The organism is Variovorax sp. J31P179, assembly GCF_030316985.1.
Taxonomy (GTDB): domain Bacteria; phylum Pseudomonadota; class Gammaproteobacteria; order Burkholderiales; family Burkholderiaceae_C; genus Variovorax; species Variovorax ginsengisoli_B.
Genome location: NZ_JASZYL010000001.1, coordinates 703,083 through 718,829, shown reverse-complemented (window position 1 = coordinate 718,829; position 15,747 = coordinate 703,083). Strand labels below are relative to the sequence as shown.

The 15,747-nt window shown below is 69.6% G+C and carries 15 protein-coding genes; 10 read left to right on the top strand and 5 right to left on the bottom strand.

The genetic code is table 11. The features are described from left to right. Nucleotides 1-62 precede the first annotated feature (62 nt). Nucleotides 63-707 carry a Crp/Fnr family transcriptional regulator gene (locus QTI17_RS03435; protein WP_286531001.1) on the bottom strand — a complete coding sequence of 215 codons (645 nt, stop codon included), beginning with the start codon at nt 705-707 and terminating at the stop codon, nt 63-65. A gap of 119 nt (nt 708-826) precedes the next feature. Here QTI17_RS03435 and QTI17_RS03430 point away from each other — a divergent pair, with 119 nt between their 5' ends. Continuing rightward, nucleotides 827-2,437: a phospholipase D-like domain-containing protein gene (locus tag QTI17_RS03430; RefSeq protein WP_286531000.1), complete on the top strand. Its 1,611-nt coding sequence runs from the start codon at nt 827-829 to the stop codon at nt 2,435-2,437. On the opposite strand, the gene QTI17_RS03425 is transcribed toward QTI17_RS03430, so the two are convergent. Then, entirely contained in the window at nt 2,434-3,549 is a 1,116-nt protein-coding gene (locus QTI17_RS03425; RefSeq protein ID WP_286530999.1) for an adenylate/guanylate cyclase domain-containing protein, read from the bottom strand. The genes QTI17_RS03430 and QTI17_RS03425 overlap by 4 nt on opposite strands. Before the next feature lie 110 nt (nt 3,550-3,659). Here QTI17_RS03425 and QTI17_RS03420 point away from each other — a divergent pair, with 110 nt between their 5' ends. The 3 genes from QTI17_RS03420 to QTI17_RS03410 are packed head-to-tail and all read left to right on the top strand — an operon-like array spanning nt 3,660 to nt 6,070. Beyond that, a complete protein-coding gene (locus QTI17_RS03420; protein ID WP_286530998.1) occupies nt 3,660-5,231 on the top strand; it encodes a sensor histidine kinase in 1,572 nt (523 codons plus the stop codon). After that, nucleotides 5,228-5,602 (top strand): response regulator, encoded by a 375-nt coding sequence (locus QTI17_RS03415; protein ID WP_286520415.1) that lies wholly within the window; start codon nt 5,228-5,230, stop codon nt 5,600-5,602. The genes QTI17_RS03420 and QTI17_RS03415 overlap by 4 nt, the downstream gene beginning before the upstream one ends. 21 nt (nt 5,603-5,623) lie before the next feature. Beyond that, nucleotides 5,624-6,070, top strand: a complete 447-nt coding sequence (locus QTI17_RS03410) for a desulfoferrodoxin family protein (RefSeq protein WP_286530997.1) — start codon at nt 5,624-5,626, stop codon at nt 6,068-6,070. Between the two features lie 18 nt (nt 6,071-6,088). On the opposite strand, the gene QTI17_RS03405 is transcribed toward QTI17_RS03410, so the two are convergent. Together QTI17_RS03405 and QTI17_RS03400 are read right to left on the bottom strand one after the other, a co-directional pair. After that, complete coding sequence (locus QTI17_RS03405; protein WP_286530996.1) at nt 6,089-6,784, bottom strand: carboxypeptidase regulatory-like domain-containing protein; 696 nt, start codon at nt 6,782-6,784, stop codon at nt 6,089-6,091. 118 nt (nt 6,785-6,902) lie between these two features. After that, nucleotides 6,903-7,466, bottom strand: coding sequence for a hypothetical protein (locus tag QTI17_RS03400; protein ID WP_286530995.1), 564 nt, complete (start codon nt 7,464-7,466; stop codon nt 6,903-6,905). Nucleotides 7,467-7,728: 262 nt separating this feature from the next. On the opposite strand from QTI17_RS03400, the gene QTI17_RS03395 reads away from it, so the two are divergent. From QTI17_RS03395 to QTI17_RS03370, 6 genes are read left to right on the top strand one after another with little or no spacing between them, the layout of a single operon-like run. After that, entirely contained in the window at nt 7,729-8,754 is a 1,026-nt protein-coding gene (locus tag QTI17_RS03395) for an HlyD family secretion protein (protein WP_286530994.1), read from the top strand. Next, nucleotides 8,754-10,568 (top strand): ATP-binding cassette domain-containing protein, encoded by a 1,815-nt coding sequence (locus tag QTI17_RS03390; protein ID WP_286530993.1) that lies wholly within the window; start codon nt 8,754-8,756, stop codon nt 10,566-10,568. The genes QTI17_RS03395 and QTI17_RS03390 overlap by 1 nt, the downstream gene beginning before the upstream one ends. Further along, a complete protein-coding gene (locus QTI17_RS03385) occupies nt 10,565-11,728 on the top strand; it encodes an ABC transporter permease (RefSeq protein WP_286530992.1) in 1,164 nt (387 codons plus the stop codon). Before QTI17_RS03390 ends, QTI17_RS03385 begins: the two co-directional genes overlap by 4 nt. A gap of 12 nt (nt 11,729-11,740) precedes the next feature. Further along, entirely contained in the window at nt 11,741-12,871 is a 1,131-nt protein-coding gene (locus tag QTI17_RS03380; protein WP_286530991.1) for an ABC transporter permease, read from the top strand. 19 nt (nt 12,872-12,890) lie between these two features. Beyond that, nucleotides 12,891-14,387, top strand: a complete 1,497-nt coding sequence (locus tag QTI17_RS03375) for an efflux transporter outer membrane subunit (protein ID WP_286530990.1) — start codon at nt 12,891-12,893, stop codon at nt 14,385-14,387. Nucleotides 14,388-14,439: 52 nt separating this feature from the next. Next, the gene (locus QTI17_RS03370; RefSeq protein WP_286530989.1) at nt 14,440-15,354 is read left to right on the top strand and encodes a 1-acyl-sn-glycerol-3-phosphate acyltransferase; all 915 of its coding nucleotides are present in this window, start codon (nt 14,440-14,442) and stop codon (nt 15,352-15,354) included. 37 nt (nt 15,355-15,391) lie between these two features. Here QTI17_RS03370 and QTI17_RS03365 read toward each other — a convergent pair whose 3' ends face one another. Then, nucleotides 15,392-15,703 (bottom strand): nuclear transport factor 2 family protein, encoded by a 312-nt coding sequence (locus QTI17_RS03365; protein ID WP_286530988.1) that lies wholly within the window; start codon nt 15,701-15,703, stop codon nt 15,392-15,394. Between the last annotated feature and the right edge of the window lie 44 nt (nt 15,704-15,747).

Sequence of the window (15,747 nt, the reverse complement as noted above, 5' to 3'; positions counted from 1 at the left end):
GACAGAGAATACAACCAGATGCGGGACCATGCCGCCTTGCATGGACCTGCTCGCGCGCCCCCTCACCACGCCACCGGCAGCTTGCGCAAGATCGCGATCCGGCCGTCGCGCTGCGCGACATAGCCGCCGGCCGTCAGTTCCTTCATCACCCGGTTGACCATCTCGCGCGAGCAGCCGATGCGGTCGGCGATGTCCTGCTGGGTCAGCTTGTGGCGCAGCACGCGCTCCTCGCCGACCGGCTCCGACAGCTCGTTCAGGAGCCGCACCACGCGACCGTAGACGTCCTGCAGCGCGATGCTGCTCAACTGCTCGGTCAGGCGCCGCACCATGCGGATCAGCTTGCGGTTGAGGTGCATCGCGAAGTCGGCGTGGCTCTCGAGGAACCGGCGCAGCTCGGCGCCCTGGACGACCCGGCAGGTGCAGGCCTCGATCGCCTTGATGGAGGCCGAGCGACGCTCGCCGTCCAGCGACAGCTCGCCGAAGTAGCCGCCGGGCCCGTATTCGCTCAGCACCAGCTCGCGGCCATCCTCCGAGCTGGCATAGACCTTCACCCGCCCGCTCAGCACGATGTAGAGCGAATCGGTGGCGTCGCCTTCGTTGATCAGGATCGCCTGGGCCGGAAAGGAACGGACGACGCCGTACGGCGCGATGGCGTCGAGCAGGGGCTCCGGCAGCCGTTCGCCGGCGTCCTGGTCCAGTGAACCCATCACCCACCTCCATGGCCATGGCTTCCGGCCGGGGCCCCGCCTGGGTGTGACTTTTGTCACACCGGCGCGGCGCAATGCGCACTCGCCGGAACGGGCGCCCTTCCCTAGATTAAGCCTCCATGACCGCCTCGATCAAGCATCTTTCGCTGCGCCGGGTGCGTGCCATGGGCGTCGCCGCCCTGGTGCTGTCTCTGCTGGGGTGGTGCGCGGTGCTGACGGCCTGCGCCAGTCTGCCCGCCGAGGTCGAGCGCCCGGTGTCGATGGCGCGCTCCGATGTCGACCACACCCGGCTGGCGGCGCTGGCCGCCGAGGCCGTGCCGGCCGACGCCGACCGGCGCTCCGGCCTGCGCCTGCTGCCGGTCGGAGACCAGGCCTTCGAGGCCCGCATCGCGCTGGCCCACGCCGCCGAGCGGTCGATCGATGTCCAGTACTACCAGATTGCCGACGACGCCTCCGGGCGCGAATTCCTGGCCGCGCTGTGCGAGGCCGCGGGCCGCGGCGTGCGGGTCCGGGTGCTGGTCGACGACCTGCAGGCGGCCGGCCAGGACGCCCTGCTGGCGGGCTTCGCGGCGCGGCCGAACGTCGAGCTGCGCCTGTTCAATCCGTTGCCGGTGCGCGAAGGCAGCGTCGGCGGGCGGGTGCTGTTCTCCGCCCACGAGTTCTCGCGCATCAATCGGCGCATGCACAACAAGCTGTTCATCGCCGACAGCAGCTTCGCGATCAGCGGCGGGCGCAACATCGGCGACGACTACTTCGGCCGCAGCGGGCCGGTCAACTTCATCGACATGGACGTTCTGTCGGCGGGCCCGGTGGTGCGCGAGCTGGCGGCGGTGTTCGATGCCTACTGGAACAGCCGGCACGCCTATCCGATCGAAGCGCTGGCGTCGCCGACCGCCACGCAGGCGGCCGCCCGCCGCAATTTCGACGACCACGTGCGCGCGGCCGGCGCGACCGGGCGGCCGGTCACGGCGCGCGACCCGCTGGACCAGAGCAGCGTCGGCGACCAGCTGGCCGCCGGCCACGTCGCGCTGCACCCGGCCGCCGTGCGCGTGCTGGCCGACTCCCCCCGAAAGATCGACGAGGACACCGCCGCACAGGTCGACGGCCCGGTCATGGAAGGCCAGCTCGCGCTGTTGCAGGCGGCGCACTCCGACGTCCTGATCGCGTCGCCCTACTTCGTGCCCGGCCGCCGCACCCTGGACGTGCTGCAACGCGCCACCGGCGAGCAGGTCAGGGTCTCGCTCATCACCAACTCGCTGGCGACCACCGACGAGCCGCTGGCGCATTTCGGCTATGCCCGCTATCGCACCGCGCTGCTCGACATGGGCGTCGCGCTCTACGAACTGATGCCCGACGACGGCGATGCGCACGAGGCTGCCGACGGCCCCCGGGGCTCGCTGGGCCGCCTGCACGCCAAGCTCGCCGTGGTCGATGGGCGATGGCTCTCGATCGGCTCGATGAACATGGACCGCCGCTCGGCCCATTCCAACACCGAGATGGGCCTGGTCGTCGACAGCGCCGAGCTGGCCGGCCAGGTCGCGAGCCTGTTGCAGCGCGACCGTCAGGCCCAGAGCTACCAGGTGCGCAGCCTGGGCGCCGGGAATCGGCTGCAATGGGTGTCGCAAGGCGGCGCGCAGGAGATCGTGCACCAGGCCGAGCCGAGCCTGACATGGGGCAACCGCCTGCGCCTGTCGCTGCTCTCGAAGCTGGTCGACGAGGAGTTTCTCTAGGACTTGATGCCGCGCACGCTGAAGGCGTCGACCGGGCGCTGGAAGCCCTTCAGGTTCAGCGCCGGCACCGGGTCGACCTCGAGCATCGGTTCGAGCTGCGCATGGACCTTGCGAGAGATCAGGATCTGGTGGCTCGCCGCTTCGCCGCACAGCCGCGCGGCGAGGTTGGTCACGGTGCCGATCGCGCCGTAGTCCCAGCGCCCTTCGAAGCCGATCGCGCCCAGTGTCGCGAAGCCCTGGGCGATGCCGATGCCCAGGCCGAGCGAATAACCGCGCCGCAGCCACGCGTCGGCCAGCGATCCGATGCGCTCGCGGATCGCCAGCGACATCCGGACCGCGCGCTCGGCGGCGTCGGCAACCGGAACCGGGTCGTTGAAGAAGATCATCATGCCGTCGCCCGTGAAGTGCTCGAGCGTGCCCTCGTGGGCGAGGATCAGTTCGCCGGCCGCGCCGTGGTACTGGCGCAGCACGCCCATGACCTCCTCCGGCTCCGCGATCTCGGCGAAGGCGGTGAAGCCGCGCAGGTCGAGGAACACCACCGTGATCTCGCGCCGATGGCTCTGCAGCGGGTCCTCGGCGCCGCCGCTGACGATCGCCTCGGCCAGCTGCGGCGAAAAGAAACGCCGCAGCCGGCCCACCCGTTCGAGCTCGGCGACCTGGGTCGCCACCCGCTGCTCGAGCGTGGCGTTCCAGCCCTTCATCTGCGCCACCAGACCCTCGACCTCATCGTGCAGGGCCTTGATGCGCAGCATCGAGCGCACCCGCGCCGCGAGGGCGGCGTGGTCCACCGGCTTGGTCAGGTATTCGTCGCCGCCGGCCTCGAGCCCCGCCACCACGTCCTTCAGGTCGGCCATGGCGGTGACGATGATGATCGGCGTGAACGGAAAGCCGGGATCGGCACGCAGCCGCTTGCAGACTTCGATGCCATCGATCTTGGGCATCATCAGGTCGAGCAGGATCAGGTCGGGTGCCAGGGTCCGGGCGGCGGCGAGGCCCTCTTCGCCGTCGGCGGCCGAGACCACCTCGTAGCCCTCGCTGCCGAGGCGTGCCTGCAGAATCTTGACGTTGGTCGCGTTGTCGTCGACGATGAGGATGCGTGGGGGGGTTCTCACCGTCGGTTCTCCCTGAGCAAAAACTGTAGCGGCTTCGCACCCGATCCACAAGGCGATGCGGCCTGCGCAGCGGAGGCCTGGCCATCAAACTTGAACAGCTTGTTACGCGCGTGCTCAAGCGGTCACCATTTGCCTGGCTGGTGCTGCGGGTCGCGCACGTCCGGGCCTCGGTCCACACCAAGCTGCTGGTCGCCTTCCTGATCATCACGCTGCTGTTCATCGCGATGGCGGTCGCCAGCCTGCTGCTGCACCTGAACACCACCGCCCAGAGCCGCCTGCTCGACCAGGCCCACGAGCGGGTCAGCTGGTCGCAGCAGAGCCAGTACGCGCTGGGCCGGCAGATGCACTTCACGGCGCTGGCGCTGCTGTCGAAGGACGAGGCCTCGATCGAGCGGATACTGCGCGAGAACAATCGCTTCAACGAGACCCTGGCCAAGCTCGACACCGCTGCGACCGCGGGCCAGAAGGGGCTGATCGACCAGATCCGCGCTTCGCAGGACGACGCCATGGGCGTGGTGGCCGACATCGCCAACGCGATCCGCGACGGCAAGCTGGCGGACATCACGGGCGAGCTGCTGCAGCGCGAGGAGCGCCTCGACGCCGAGATCGCGCAGCGCATGGGCCAGCTGGTGGACGCGGAGCAGAACCGGATGGCGCGCCTGCGCGACAGTGTCGACGCCGCCAACCGCCGCGCGCTGGTGCTGACCTGCGTGTTCGCGGTCAGCGCCGTGTTGCTGGCCTGGCTCTGCGGCTTCGTGATCTCGTGGTCGTTCATCCTGCCGGTGCGCGCGGCCCATGGCTATCTGGACGATGTCGCGGCGGGCAACTTCGGGCGCAAAATCTCGGTCCCCAACCGTGACGAATTCGGAACGCTCGCCGACCGGATGAACCACATGAGCCAGCAACTGCATCGTCTCGACGACTCCCAGCGGCAGGCCGCCGCCAAGCTCGTGGACCTCAACGAGCAGCTGTCGCGCGCCAGCCAGGCCAAGAGCGAGTTCCTGGCCAACATGAGCCACGAGCTGCGCACCCCCATGAACGCGATCCTCGGCTTCAGCGAGATGATGATCGACGGCATCTATGGCGAGGTGCCGGAGGTGCTGAAGGAACCGCTGACCGACATCCAGGTCAACGGACGCAACCTGCTGCGGCTCATCAACGACGTGCTCGACCTGTCGAAGATCGAGGCCGGCCGGATGGAAGTCGCACTCGAGGACTACTCGGTCGGCGACGTGGTGAACACGGTGCGCAGCTCGCTGCGCTCGATCGCGGCCGAGAAGGGCCTGGCGTTCACGGCCCATGTGCCGGACGACCTGCCGGTGGCGCGCGGCGACAGCGGCCGTCTCACCCAGTGCCTGACCAACCTGGCGGGCAACGCGCTGAAGTTCACGCGCCAGGGCAGCGTCGACATCGCCGTCGAGCAGGTCGGCGACCAGCTGGTCTATTGCGTCGCCGACACCGGCATCGGCATCGCGGCCCACGAGCTCGACAACATCTTCACCGAGTTCCGCCAGGTCGACACCACCATCACGCGGGAGTTCGGCGGCACCGGGCTGGGCCTCAGCATCTCGAAGAAGTTCGTCGAGCGGCTGGGCGGCCGCATCTGGGTCGAGAGCGAACTGGGCAAGGGCTCCCGGTTCATGTTTTCCGTGCCGCTGCGCGCGGGGGAAGGCGGTTCATGAGCGAGCGCAAGATCCTCTACGTCGAGGACAACGAGTACAACCGCAAGATCGTGCGGCAGCTGCTCAGCCGATCGCCCTGCCGCCTGATCGAGGCGGGCGACGGCGAGACCGGCGTCGCCCTGGCGCGGCAGGAGCTGCCCGACCTGATCCTGATGGACGTGCAACTGCCGAAGATGTCGGGACTCGATGCCACCCGCCTCCTGACCACCGAGGCGCCGACGCGCCACATCCCGATCATCGTCATCACCTCGTACGCCCTGAGCGGCGACCGCGAGAAAGCGATGCAGGCGGGTGCCGCGAGCTATCTCGCCAAACCCTACAGCCCGAGCGCGCTGCTCGCCATGGTGAAGCAGTTCCTGCCGGGTCTCTGAGGCCAACGCCAGGGAGGTCGCATGACGAAGACCATCCGCACGGCCGCCGGTGGCGGCCACATGCTGCTGCTGCTGGGGCTGCTCGCCGCCTATGCGCCCGCACGGGCCGAAGAAGACCAGGCGCAGCAGTTCACGCCGGAGTTCCGGCAGATCCACACCGCCGTCGACCCCAAGCACACGCCGAAGATCACCGCGCCCGACAGCGTCCGGCGCGGTGCCTGGTTCAACGTGACGGTGAACGTCGGCGTCGGCTCGCAGCACCCCTCGCTGCAGGAGCACTTCGTGCGCTACATCGCGCTCTACAAGGACTCGGTGGAAATCGCGCGCGCCTACCTGCACCCGGTGTATTCGGCACCGACCGTGACCTTCACGGTGGCACTCGACGAGGGCGGCTCGCTGCGCGCGGTGGCCGAGCCCACCCATTCCGCAGCCTGGGAGGCGTCGAAGAAGATCAGCGTGCTGCCCTGAGAACCTGTGCCGGGCCGCTCAGCGCGGCTTCATCTCGACCGTGACCTGCGCCGGCTGCTGGTCGCCGACCGTCACGCTGGCCGGCACCATGCCGAGGCGCTCGTGCCAGATCTGCAGCTTGTAGGGTCCCGGCGGCAGCTTGTCGAAGGCGAAGCGCCCGTCGGCGCCCGTGACCGCATAGTAGGGGTGCGCCGCCACCACCACCCAGGCCACCATCCAGGCATGCAGGTCGCAGTTGATGCGCACGATCTCGGGCTCGGCGAAGGTGACCGGGATCGTCCGCCCCATGGGCTGCGTGCGGTTGAACGACACGTTGCGCTTCGGCGTCGCGTGGATGTTGTGCAGCAGCCGGTCGCTGTTGAGGAAATCCACCGTGCCGCCGACCGGCACGACCACGACCCGCGGCACGAAGGTGCAGCCCTTCTGGTCGAGTTCCACCTTCTCGGTGCGAGGCGGCAGCGGCGCGCCGGGCGGTGGCGTCTCGATCCAGACCACCGCGTTGCGGATCTCCTTGGCGGCGGACAACTGCAGGTCGTCGGCGGGTTTCTCGTTGCCGCACAGGTACTGGTCGATCGTGACCGGCACCTTGACCGGCGCCGGTGCCGGGCCCGCGAACACCACCCGCCCGCGCAGCTCGCCGGCGAGGGCGTGTCCAGCCAGGCCGCAGCCCAGGGGCAGCAGCGCCAGAAGCGTGAGGATGCGGGCTGGATTCAATGGAAATCCCCCTTGGGTCGCCTGGCACCGAGTATTGCCGGGCTGGCCGGGGCGTCAATACGCCGAAGTGGGGCGACGCCGACGTCATTCGGCGTAGGACGCTGAGGGCCTGTTCGCCCTACCCGCTGCGCCGCGAGATCAGGCGCCGCAGCGCCGCCCGCACACCCGGCTTGTCCGCCACGCCGATGGCCATCGGGCGATCGCGATAGAGGGCGCGCTGCTCTTCGAGCACGACGCGCAGCGCCGCCATGCTGGACTCGCTGTAGGCCCAGACGCCGGTGACGACGAACTGGCCCGGCAGCGCATCGGCCTTGGGCCGGATCTGGACGTTGATGGCGCCGATGCGGTCCATGGTCTCGATGCGGGCGGCGGCCTGCTGGACGCCGCCGCCGAGGATGCTGACGTCGCGGGTGAACGCGAAGCTGATCGCCTGCACCTGATGGAAGTGCTCGGAGACGAAGGCGCAGATCTCGAGGAACACCAGCCGCCCGACATGCCGCTGTTCGTCCCGCACGACCCGGGTCGGCTGGAAATGCTCGATGTGGATTTCCGTTCCGCCATTGGCCACGGGCACGGGATCCAGCGTTCCCAGCAGAACGTTGGCGTCGTACACATGCATGGGCTGACCGAGCTGGTAGGGGACAGCCCCGGGCCCGGTGATCCGGAGTTTCTTGAACGTCATGAAGGGCTTCGCGGGGCGCGCGGGGCTGATTCCCCGGGCTTGTTCCGAACGTCGTTGCCTTTGGCTGGACTTTAAGAGAAGTCGGTGCGCCGATCCGGCCGGCGCGGGAAGTTAACGCTCTCCACATTGACATAGTTCACGCAATTTGGCAGCAATCCACCTGTGCCGGCCCGGCGGGCGGCAAGCAGTCCGCACCCTTCAAAATAAGTTTGAATTTGAATTTGAATTTGATATCATCAGGCCACTCATCCGAGAGCCGCCCATGAACAAGAAACCCCTCGTTGCCGGTGCCGTCGCCCTCCTCGCTGCGGGCGCGTTCGCCATCTGGTACTTCAACCGCCAGCCAGCCGATCCGCACCAGCTCGTGCTCTACGGCAATGTCGATCTGCGCCAGGTCTCTCTGGCCTTCAATGGCAGCGAGCGCATCGCCAGGCTCTCGGTCCAGGAAGGCGACCGCGTGACGGCCGGGCAGGTGCTGGGCGAGCTCGACACCCGCAGCCTGCAGCTGCAGGCGGCCCAGGCCGAGGCCCAGATCGCCAGCCAGGCGCAGGTGCTGCAGCGGCTCAAGGCCGGCAGCCGTCCCGAAGAGGTGGCGCAGTCGCGCGCCCAGGTTGCCGCCGCACAGGCCGACGCCGAGCTGGCCCGCCAGCAGCTCGAGCGGATGCAGGGCATCCGCCAGACCACCGCCGGCCGCGCCGTCAGCCAGCAGGACCTGGACGCCGCGCAGGCGCGCCGAAAGGTCGCCGACGCGCAACTGGAGAACGCACGCAAGGCGCAGCAGCTGGTGGTCACCGGCCCGCGCAAGGAAGACATCGCGCAGGCCCAGGCGCAGCTCGATGTGGCCACCGCCGGCCTGGCGGTGCTGCGGCACCAGTTGCAGGAAGCGCGGCTGGTCGCGCCGATCGATGCGGTGGTGCGCGCGCGCCTCATGGAGCCCGGTGACATGGCGTCGCCGCAGCGCCCTGTGTTCACGCTCGCGATCACCGATCCCAAGTGGGTCCGGGCGTATGTCACCGAGGCCGACCTGGGCCGGATCAGGCCCGGCATGGCCGCCACGCTGGCGACCGACAGCCACCCCGGCGAGCCGCTGGGCGGCAAGGTCGGCTACATCTCGTCGGTGGCCGAGTTCACGCCCAAGACCGTGCAGACCGAAGCGTTGCGCAGCAGCCTGGTCTATGAGATCCGGGTGCTGGCCGACGACCCGGGCGACCGGCTGCGCCTCGGCATGCCCGTGACGGTGCGGCTCGCGCTGGACGCGGGCTCGACGAACGCGGGGAGCAGGCCCTGATGGCCGGCACCGGGCCGGCGCTCGCGGGCCGAGGCCTGCACAAGCGCTTCCAGATCAAGGGCGTGGCGGCCCCGGTGCGCGCGCTCGACGACGTGTCGCTCGAAGTGCCGGCCGGAACCCTCACCGCGCTGGTCGGCCCGGACGGCGCCGGCAAGACCACGCTGCTGCGCCTGGCCGCCGGCCTGATGCGGGCCGACGAAGGCGCGCTGCAGGTGCTCGGCATCGACGTCGCGAAGGATCCGCAGGCGGTGCAGGACCGCATCAGCTACATGCCGCAGCGTTTCGGCCTCTACGAAGACCTCAGCGTGCAGGAGAACCTCGACCTCTACGCCGACCTGCACGGCGTCGAGCGGGCCGCGCGGCAAGCGCGCTACGCCCGCCTGATGGAGATGACCGATCTCGGCCGCTTCACCGCGCGCCCCGCCGGCAAGCTCTCCGGCGGCATGAAGCAGAAGCTGGGGCTGGCCTGCACGCTGGTGCGCTCGCCGGCGCTGCTGCTGCTCGACGAGCCGACGGTGGGCGTCGACCCGTTGTCGCGGCGCGAGCTCTGGCAGATCGTGCAGCAGCTGGTCGACGAAGAACATCTGTCGGTGCTCGTCAGCACCGCCTACCTCGACGAGGCCGAGCGCTGTGCCCAGGTCTTCGTGCTGCATGGCGGCAAGCTCATCGCGCAAGGCTCGCCCGGCGAGATCCGCGACAACGCGAGTGATCTCTGTTTCGTCGCCATGCCGCCCACGGGCACCGCGCCGCGAACGCTGCAGGCCCGCCTGCTCGACGCGCCCGCATCGATCATCGACGCCGTGCCGCAAGGCGGCGAAGTGCGCTTCATCCGGCGGCCCGATGCGCCGGCCGGAGCGGTCGACGTGCTGCTGGCCGGCGCACCGGCCCAGCCGGTGGCGGCGCGCCTCGAGGACGGCTTCATGGTGCTGCTGCGCGCGCAGCAGGCCGCCCCCGGCGAGCACCCGCAGCCCGCAACGCAGCCCGTCGCCGCCGACACGGCCGAAGTCGTCATCCAGGTGAAAGACCTGGTGCGCAAGTTCGGCGACTTCACCGCCGTGGCGAGCACCAGCTTCGACGTTCGCCGCGGCGAGATATTCGGCCTGCTCGGCCCCAACGGCGCCGGCAAGACCACCACCTTCCGGATGCTCTGCGGCCTGCTGCCGGCCAGCAGCGGCTTCCTGCAGGTGGCCGGCGTCAACCTGCGCACCGCCCGTGCCCAGGCACGGGCGCGCATCGGCTACGTCTCGCAGAAGTTCGCGCTCTACGGCAATCTCACGGTGGCCGAGAACCTGCAATTCTTCGGCGGCGCCTACGGCCTGCGCGGCGACCGTCTGCAGGATCGCATCCGGACCGTGCTGCGCCAGTTCGACCTGGTCGGCCAGGAGGGCGCCACCAGCGGCCAGCTGCCCGGCGGCTTCAAGCAGCGCCTGGCGATGGCGACCGGACTGCTGCACGAACCCGAGATCCTGTTCCTGGACGAGCCCACCAGCGGCACCGATCCGCTGGCACGGCGCGAGTTCTGGCGGCGCATCACGGCGCTGGCCGCTGGCGGCGTGACCGTGATCATCACCACCCACTTCATGGAAGAGGCCGAGTACTGCGACCGCATCGTGATCCAGGACGCCGGCAAGCTGCTCGCCATCGGCACGCCGCGGGAGGTGCGCGTGCAGGCCGGCAGCCCGGCCGACAGCCGGCTCAGCATGGAAGACGCCTTCATCGACATCGTCAGGCATGCGCGCGAAGCCGGCCAGAGATCCACGCCGGCGGCGCGCGACCGGGCACCGGCCACGCCCCTGCGAGGAGCCAGCGCATGACCGCACCTGCCCAGCCGCAGCCCGACGCGCCGCGCAGCCGCTTCTGGCCCCGGCTGATCGCGCTCACGCGCAAGGAATCCCGCCAATTGATGCGCGACCCCAGCAGCCTGGCGATCGGCATCCTGCTGCCCATCCTGCTGATCCTGATCTTCGGCTACGGGCTCTCGCTCGACGTCAAGAACGCGCCGATCGCGGTGGTGCTCGAAGACACCTCTCCCACCGCGGTGCAGGCGGTATCGGGCCTGCAGCTCACGCCCTACATCTCGCCGGTCATGCTGACATCGATGCGCCAGGCCGAGGCGCTCATGCACCAGCGCAAGGTCGACGGCATCGTGCGCGTGCCGGGCGACTTCTCGCGCCGGCTCGCGGCGGGCGACGCGAGCATCCAGCTGATCGTGCATGGCGCCGATGCGGGCAAGGCCACCATCGTGCTGCGCTATGCGAGCAGCGCGCTGGCGCAAGATGCCCTGCGCGTGGCGGACCGCGCCGGCGGCGGCACGCCGCCGGGCATCGGCAGGGTCACGATCGAGCAACGCATGTGGTTCAACGCGGCCAACGACAGCACGTGGTACCTGGTGCCGGGGCTCATCGTGCTCATCATGACGCTGGTCGGCGCCTTCCTCACCGCACTGGTGATGGCGCGCGAATGGGAACGCGGCACGCTGGAGTCGCTGTTCGTCACGCCCGTGCGGCCGGTGGAGATCCTGCTGGCGAAGATCATCCCGTACTTCGGCATCGGCATGGCCGGCCTGCTGCTGTGCCTGGTGGCGGCACGCTTCCTGTTCGAGGTGCCGATGTACGGCTCGCTCGCCGTCATCGTCATCAGCGCGATGCTCTACCTGATCGTCGCCGTCGCCGTGGGCCTCGTGATCTCCTCCGTCACGCGCAACCAGTTTCTCGCCAGCCAGGTGGCGCTGATCTCGAGCTTCCTGCCGTCGCTGATGCTGTCGGGCTTCCTGTTCGACCTGCGCAACGTCCCGACGGCCGTCCGCATCGTCGGGCAGGTGCTGCCGGCGACCTACTTCATGGAGCTGATCCGCACGCTCTTCCTCGCAGGAAACGTGTGGCCGCTGATCCTGCGCAACTGCGCCATCCTGCTCGCCTATGCGGTGGTGCTGCTCGGTGTGGCGCGCTTCGTCACGCGCAAGAAGCTGGACTGAAGGACAACGACCATGAACGGCTCATTCATCGAATTCCTGCGGCGCGTGGCGCACCTTTGCCGCAAGGAACTGCTGGTCATCCTCAAGGACCCCTCCAGCCGCGTGATCCTGGTCGTTCCGGCACTCATGCAGAGCCTGCTCTTCGGCTACGCCGCCACCTACGACCTGACGCATGTCGACTACGCGCTGCTCGACCAGAGCCGCAGCGGCGCATCGACCGCCCTGATCGCCAAGCTCGACGGGACGGGCGTGTTCCGGCGTGCCGCCACGCTCGATTCGCCGGTCCAGATCGCGCCCATCGTCAACGCCCAGGAGGCGCTGGTCGTCATCCAGATCGGGCCGCGGTTCGAGCAGCAGCTCGACGCCGGCGAGCAGGCGCCCATCCAGCTCATCCTCGACGCGCGCAACTCCAACACCGCCGGCTCGGCGGCGGGCTTCGTCGGCTCCGTCGTGGAGGCCTTCAACGCCGAGTGGCGCCAGCGGCATGGCGGCGCGCAGGCGCCGGTGCGGATCGAATCCCGTGCCTGGTTCAACCCGAACCTGGAGACGCGCTGGAACTTCATGCCGGGCATGATCGCCGCGCTCAGCATGATCCAGACCTTGCTGCTGACCGCGCTGTCGGTGGCGCGCGAACGCGAGCAGGGCACCTTCGACCAGCTGCTCGTCACGCCGCTCTCGCCGACCGAGATCATGATCGGCAAGGCGGTGCCGCCGGTGTTCATCGGGCTGGTGCAGTCCACCCTGGTGCTGCTGGTGACGCTGCTGTGGTTCAGGGTGCCGATGGCCGGGTCGCTGGTCACGCTCTACACCGGCCTGGTGTTCTTCACGGTCGCCAGCGTGGGCATCGGGCTGTCGATCTCGGCCGTGTCGGCCAACATGCAGCAGGCGATGCTCTACACCTTCGTGCTGATCATGCCGATGATGCTGCTGTCGGGCCTGACCACCCCGGTGAGCAACATGCCGCGCGCACTGCAGATCGCGACGCTGGCCAACCCGCTGCGTTTCGCCATCGATCTCGTGCAGCGGGTGTACCTCGAGGGCGTCGGGCTGCTCACGGTCTGGCACAACCTCATCCCGCTTTTCATCATCGCGGCGATCACCCTGCCGCTGGCCGCCTGGCTGTTCCGCCATCGCCTGGTCTGAAGCTTCCAAGGACATCGACATGACGCGCTCTCTTCGCTCCCCGTACTGCGCGGCCTGGCTGGCGGCGCTGGCGCTGGCCGGTTGTGCGGTCGGCCCCGACTTCAAGCCCGAGACGCCCGCGGCGCCGCCGAGCTTCGCCGCCTGGCACGGCGGCTCGCCGGCGCTGATCCCGCCGCAGGCGCGCACGGACACGCCGCCGCCCGCCGGCTGGACGATGTTCGGCGACCCGGTGCTCGATGCGCTGGAGGCGCGCGCGCTGGCCGCCAACGCCGACCTGCAGACCGCCGCGCTGCGCTTCCTGCAGAGCCGCGCACAGCGCAGCGTCGTCGAATCGCAGAAAGCCCCGCAGATCAACGCCGGCGCCGGCGTGAGCCGGCTGCGCCAGAGCGAGAACGGCGAGACCCGGCGGCTGCTCGACGCCATCAATCCGCCCAACCAGGAACAACTGATCCAGGTGCTGAGCGAGCCGCACTACTTCTACCAGGCCGGCTTCGATGCCTCGTGGGAGCTCGACCTCTGGGGCCGCATTCGGCGCGCGGTCGAATCCGCGGACGCCAACGTCAGCGCCTCGCAGGCCCTGCTCGCCCAGGTGCAGCTCAGCGTGCAGGCCGAGGTCGCGCGCCGCTACTTCGAGCTGCGTGCGGCGCAGCACCAGATCAAGATCGCCCGCGACGACATCGCCGCCTCCGAGGAGACCCTGGACCTGGTCAAGGCCCGCGCCGACGGCGGCCTGACGACCGACCTCGACGTGACGCGCCAGAGCGCGCAGGCGGCCGATCTGCGGGCGCGCCTGCCGCAGCTGCTGGCCCAGGAAGCGCTGGCCGTCAACCAGATCACGCTGCTGCTCGGCGACCGGCCCGGTGCGCTGCATTCGCAGCTCGCGGCCCCGTCCGATGCGGCCGCTGCCGCCGCCCTGCCCGACCTTTCGCTGGGCCTGCCTTCGGAGATGGCACTGCGCCGGCCCGACATCCAGGTCGCCCAGGCGCAGCTGCACGCCGCCACCGCCAACATCGGCGTGGCGGTGGCCGACCTGTACCCGCGCATCACCATCGGCGCGGGCTTCGGCTTCCAGTCGGTCGATGGCGACCGCTTCGCCGACTGGGGCAGCCGGCAATGGTCCATCGGTCCCAGCCTGCAGGTGCCGATCTTCGACGGCGGCCGCCGCCGCGCCACCGTGACCCTGCGCGAGCTGCAGCAGCAGGAAGCGGCAGTGAGCTATCAGCAGACCGTGCTGAAGGCCTGGCACGAGATCGACGATGCCCTGAGCGCCTACACGGCCGAGCGGCTGCGCAACGTGCAGCTCGCCGAGCGCGAACGCAGCAGCCGCGACGCGCTGCAGCTGGCCCGGGTGCGCTACGACCATGGCCTGACCGACTTCCTGGTGCAGCTCGACGCCCAGCGCACCTGGCTGCAGGCACAGCGCGAGTACACCGAGAGCACGAGCCGGCTGGCGCTGGGGCTGGTGGCGGTGTCGAAGGCGCTCGGCGGCGCCGGCGAACTGGCGACGAAGTCCTGACCCGCCCGGCGCAGCCGCCGGTCGGTCCGGCATGTGCGTAGGATGTAGTCAGATGACCGCCGCCTCGTCGCCATGGGTCGAGACCCTGACCGAACTCAACATCCTCGACCTGCTGGATGCGATCGGCCTGCCGCGCCTGCGCGGCACGCCGTTGCGCCACCTGTTGCGGCCCGCGGCCCGCCGCTTCGCCCGGACGGCGCACGAGTTCGACACCCGGGTCGGCGAGCATGGCCTCGCGCAGGGCAGCACCTGGCTGATGGACCGGATGACCGCCGGCCTCGTCACCTCGGGGCTGGAACATGTTCCGACGCAAGGCCCGGTGGTCATCCTGGCGAACCATCCGGGCATGACCGACACGGTCGCACTCTTCACCAGTCTCGCGTGCCGTCCCGACCTGCGGGTGATCGCGGCGGATCGGCCATTTCTTCGCGCCCTGCCGAACGTCGCGCGGCAGCTGATCTTCCTGCCGGATGATGAAGATGGCGGGCGGATGGCCGTCATTCGGGCCGCCGCCCGGCATTTGCACGAAGGCGGCGCCCTGCTGACCTTCCCTGCCGGAGAGATCGAGCCCGACCCCGCCACCTTCGGTGCGCAGCGGGCCACGGCGTCGTTGCGGAACTGGTCCGGCAGCTATGCCCTGTTCGCCCGGCTGGCACCGGCCACGCGGTTCGTGCCCGCGCTGGTGAGCCATGTCATCTCGCCGGCCGCCCAGCGGCATCCGCTCACGCGGCTGCGCCGCACGGCACGCGACAAGGAAAAGCTCGCTGCGGCACTGCAGGTGGCGCTGCCGCGCTACCGGGGCCTGGTCGCCAGGGTCAGCTTCGGCCATCCGGCGAGCGCCGGAGCGGACGAGGCGCAGGCGCTCGGCGCGGCCATCACGGCGCGGATGCGCCAGCTCATCGACGCGGAGGTGCCCGACGATCGCACAGGCTACAGTCGGGCAGACCCCGACGTTCGCAGCGCCTGAGACAGGCCGGCAAGCCGCCTGAGCCGCCGACGCAGGGTCAGGGCATGTTGGCGGTCGCCGTGGTGGCTTGCGTCATGACGGTGGCCCATGCACCGTCGATGCGCTTCCAGACCTCCACGACCCACAGCCCGCCGCTGAAAAAGCGAGTGGCCACAAGGTCGCCCTGCTGTACGTGTTGCTCGCGCTCGCGCGGTACATAGGGCCGCTGCTTCTGCGATTGAAGGTTGCCGATCCGTTCGGACCGAGACATGAACTGGCCGTTCTGCTGGACAGTCGTGAAGTCGTTCGCGGTGTACTTGCCCCACTGCGCCGCATCTGCGGCATAGAAGGCTTCGTCGCGTTCGCGCATGGCGGCTCGAAGGTCGGAAGGGAGAGTGGTCGCGTCAGTCATGG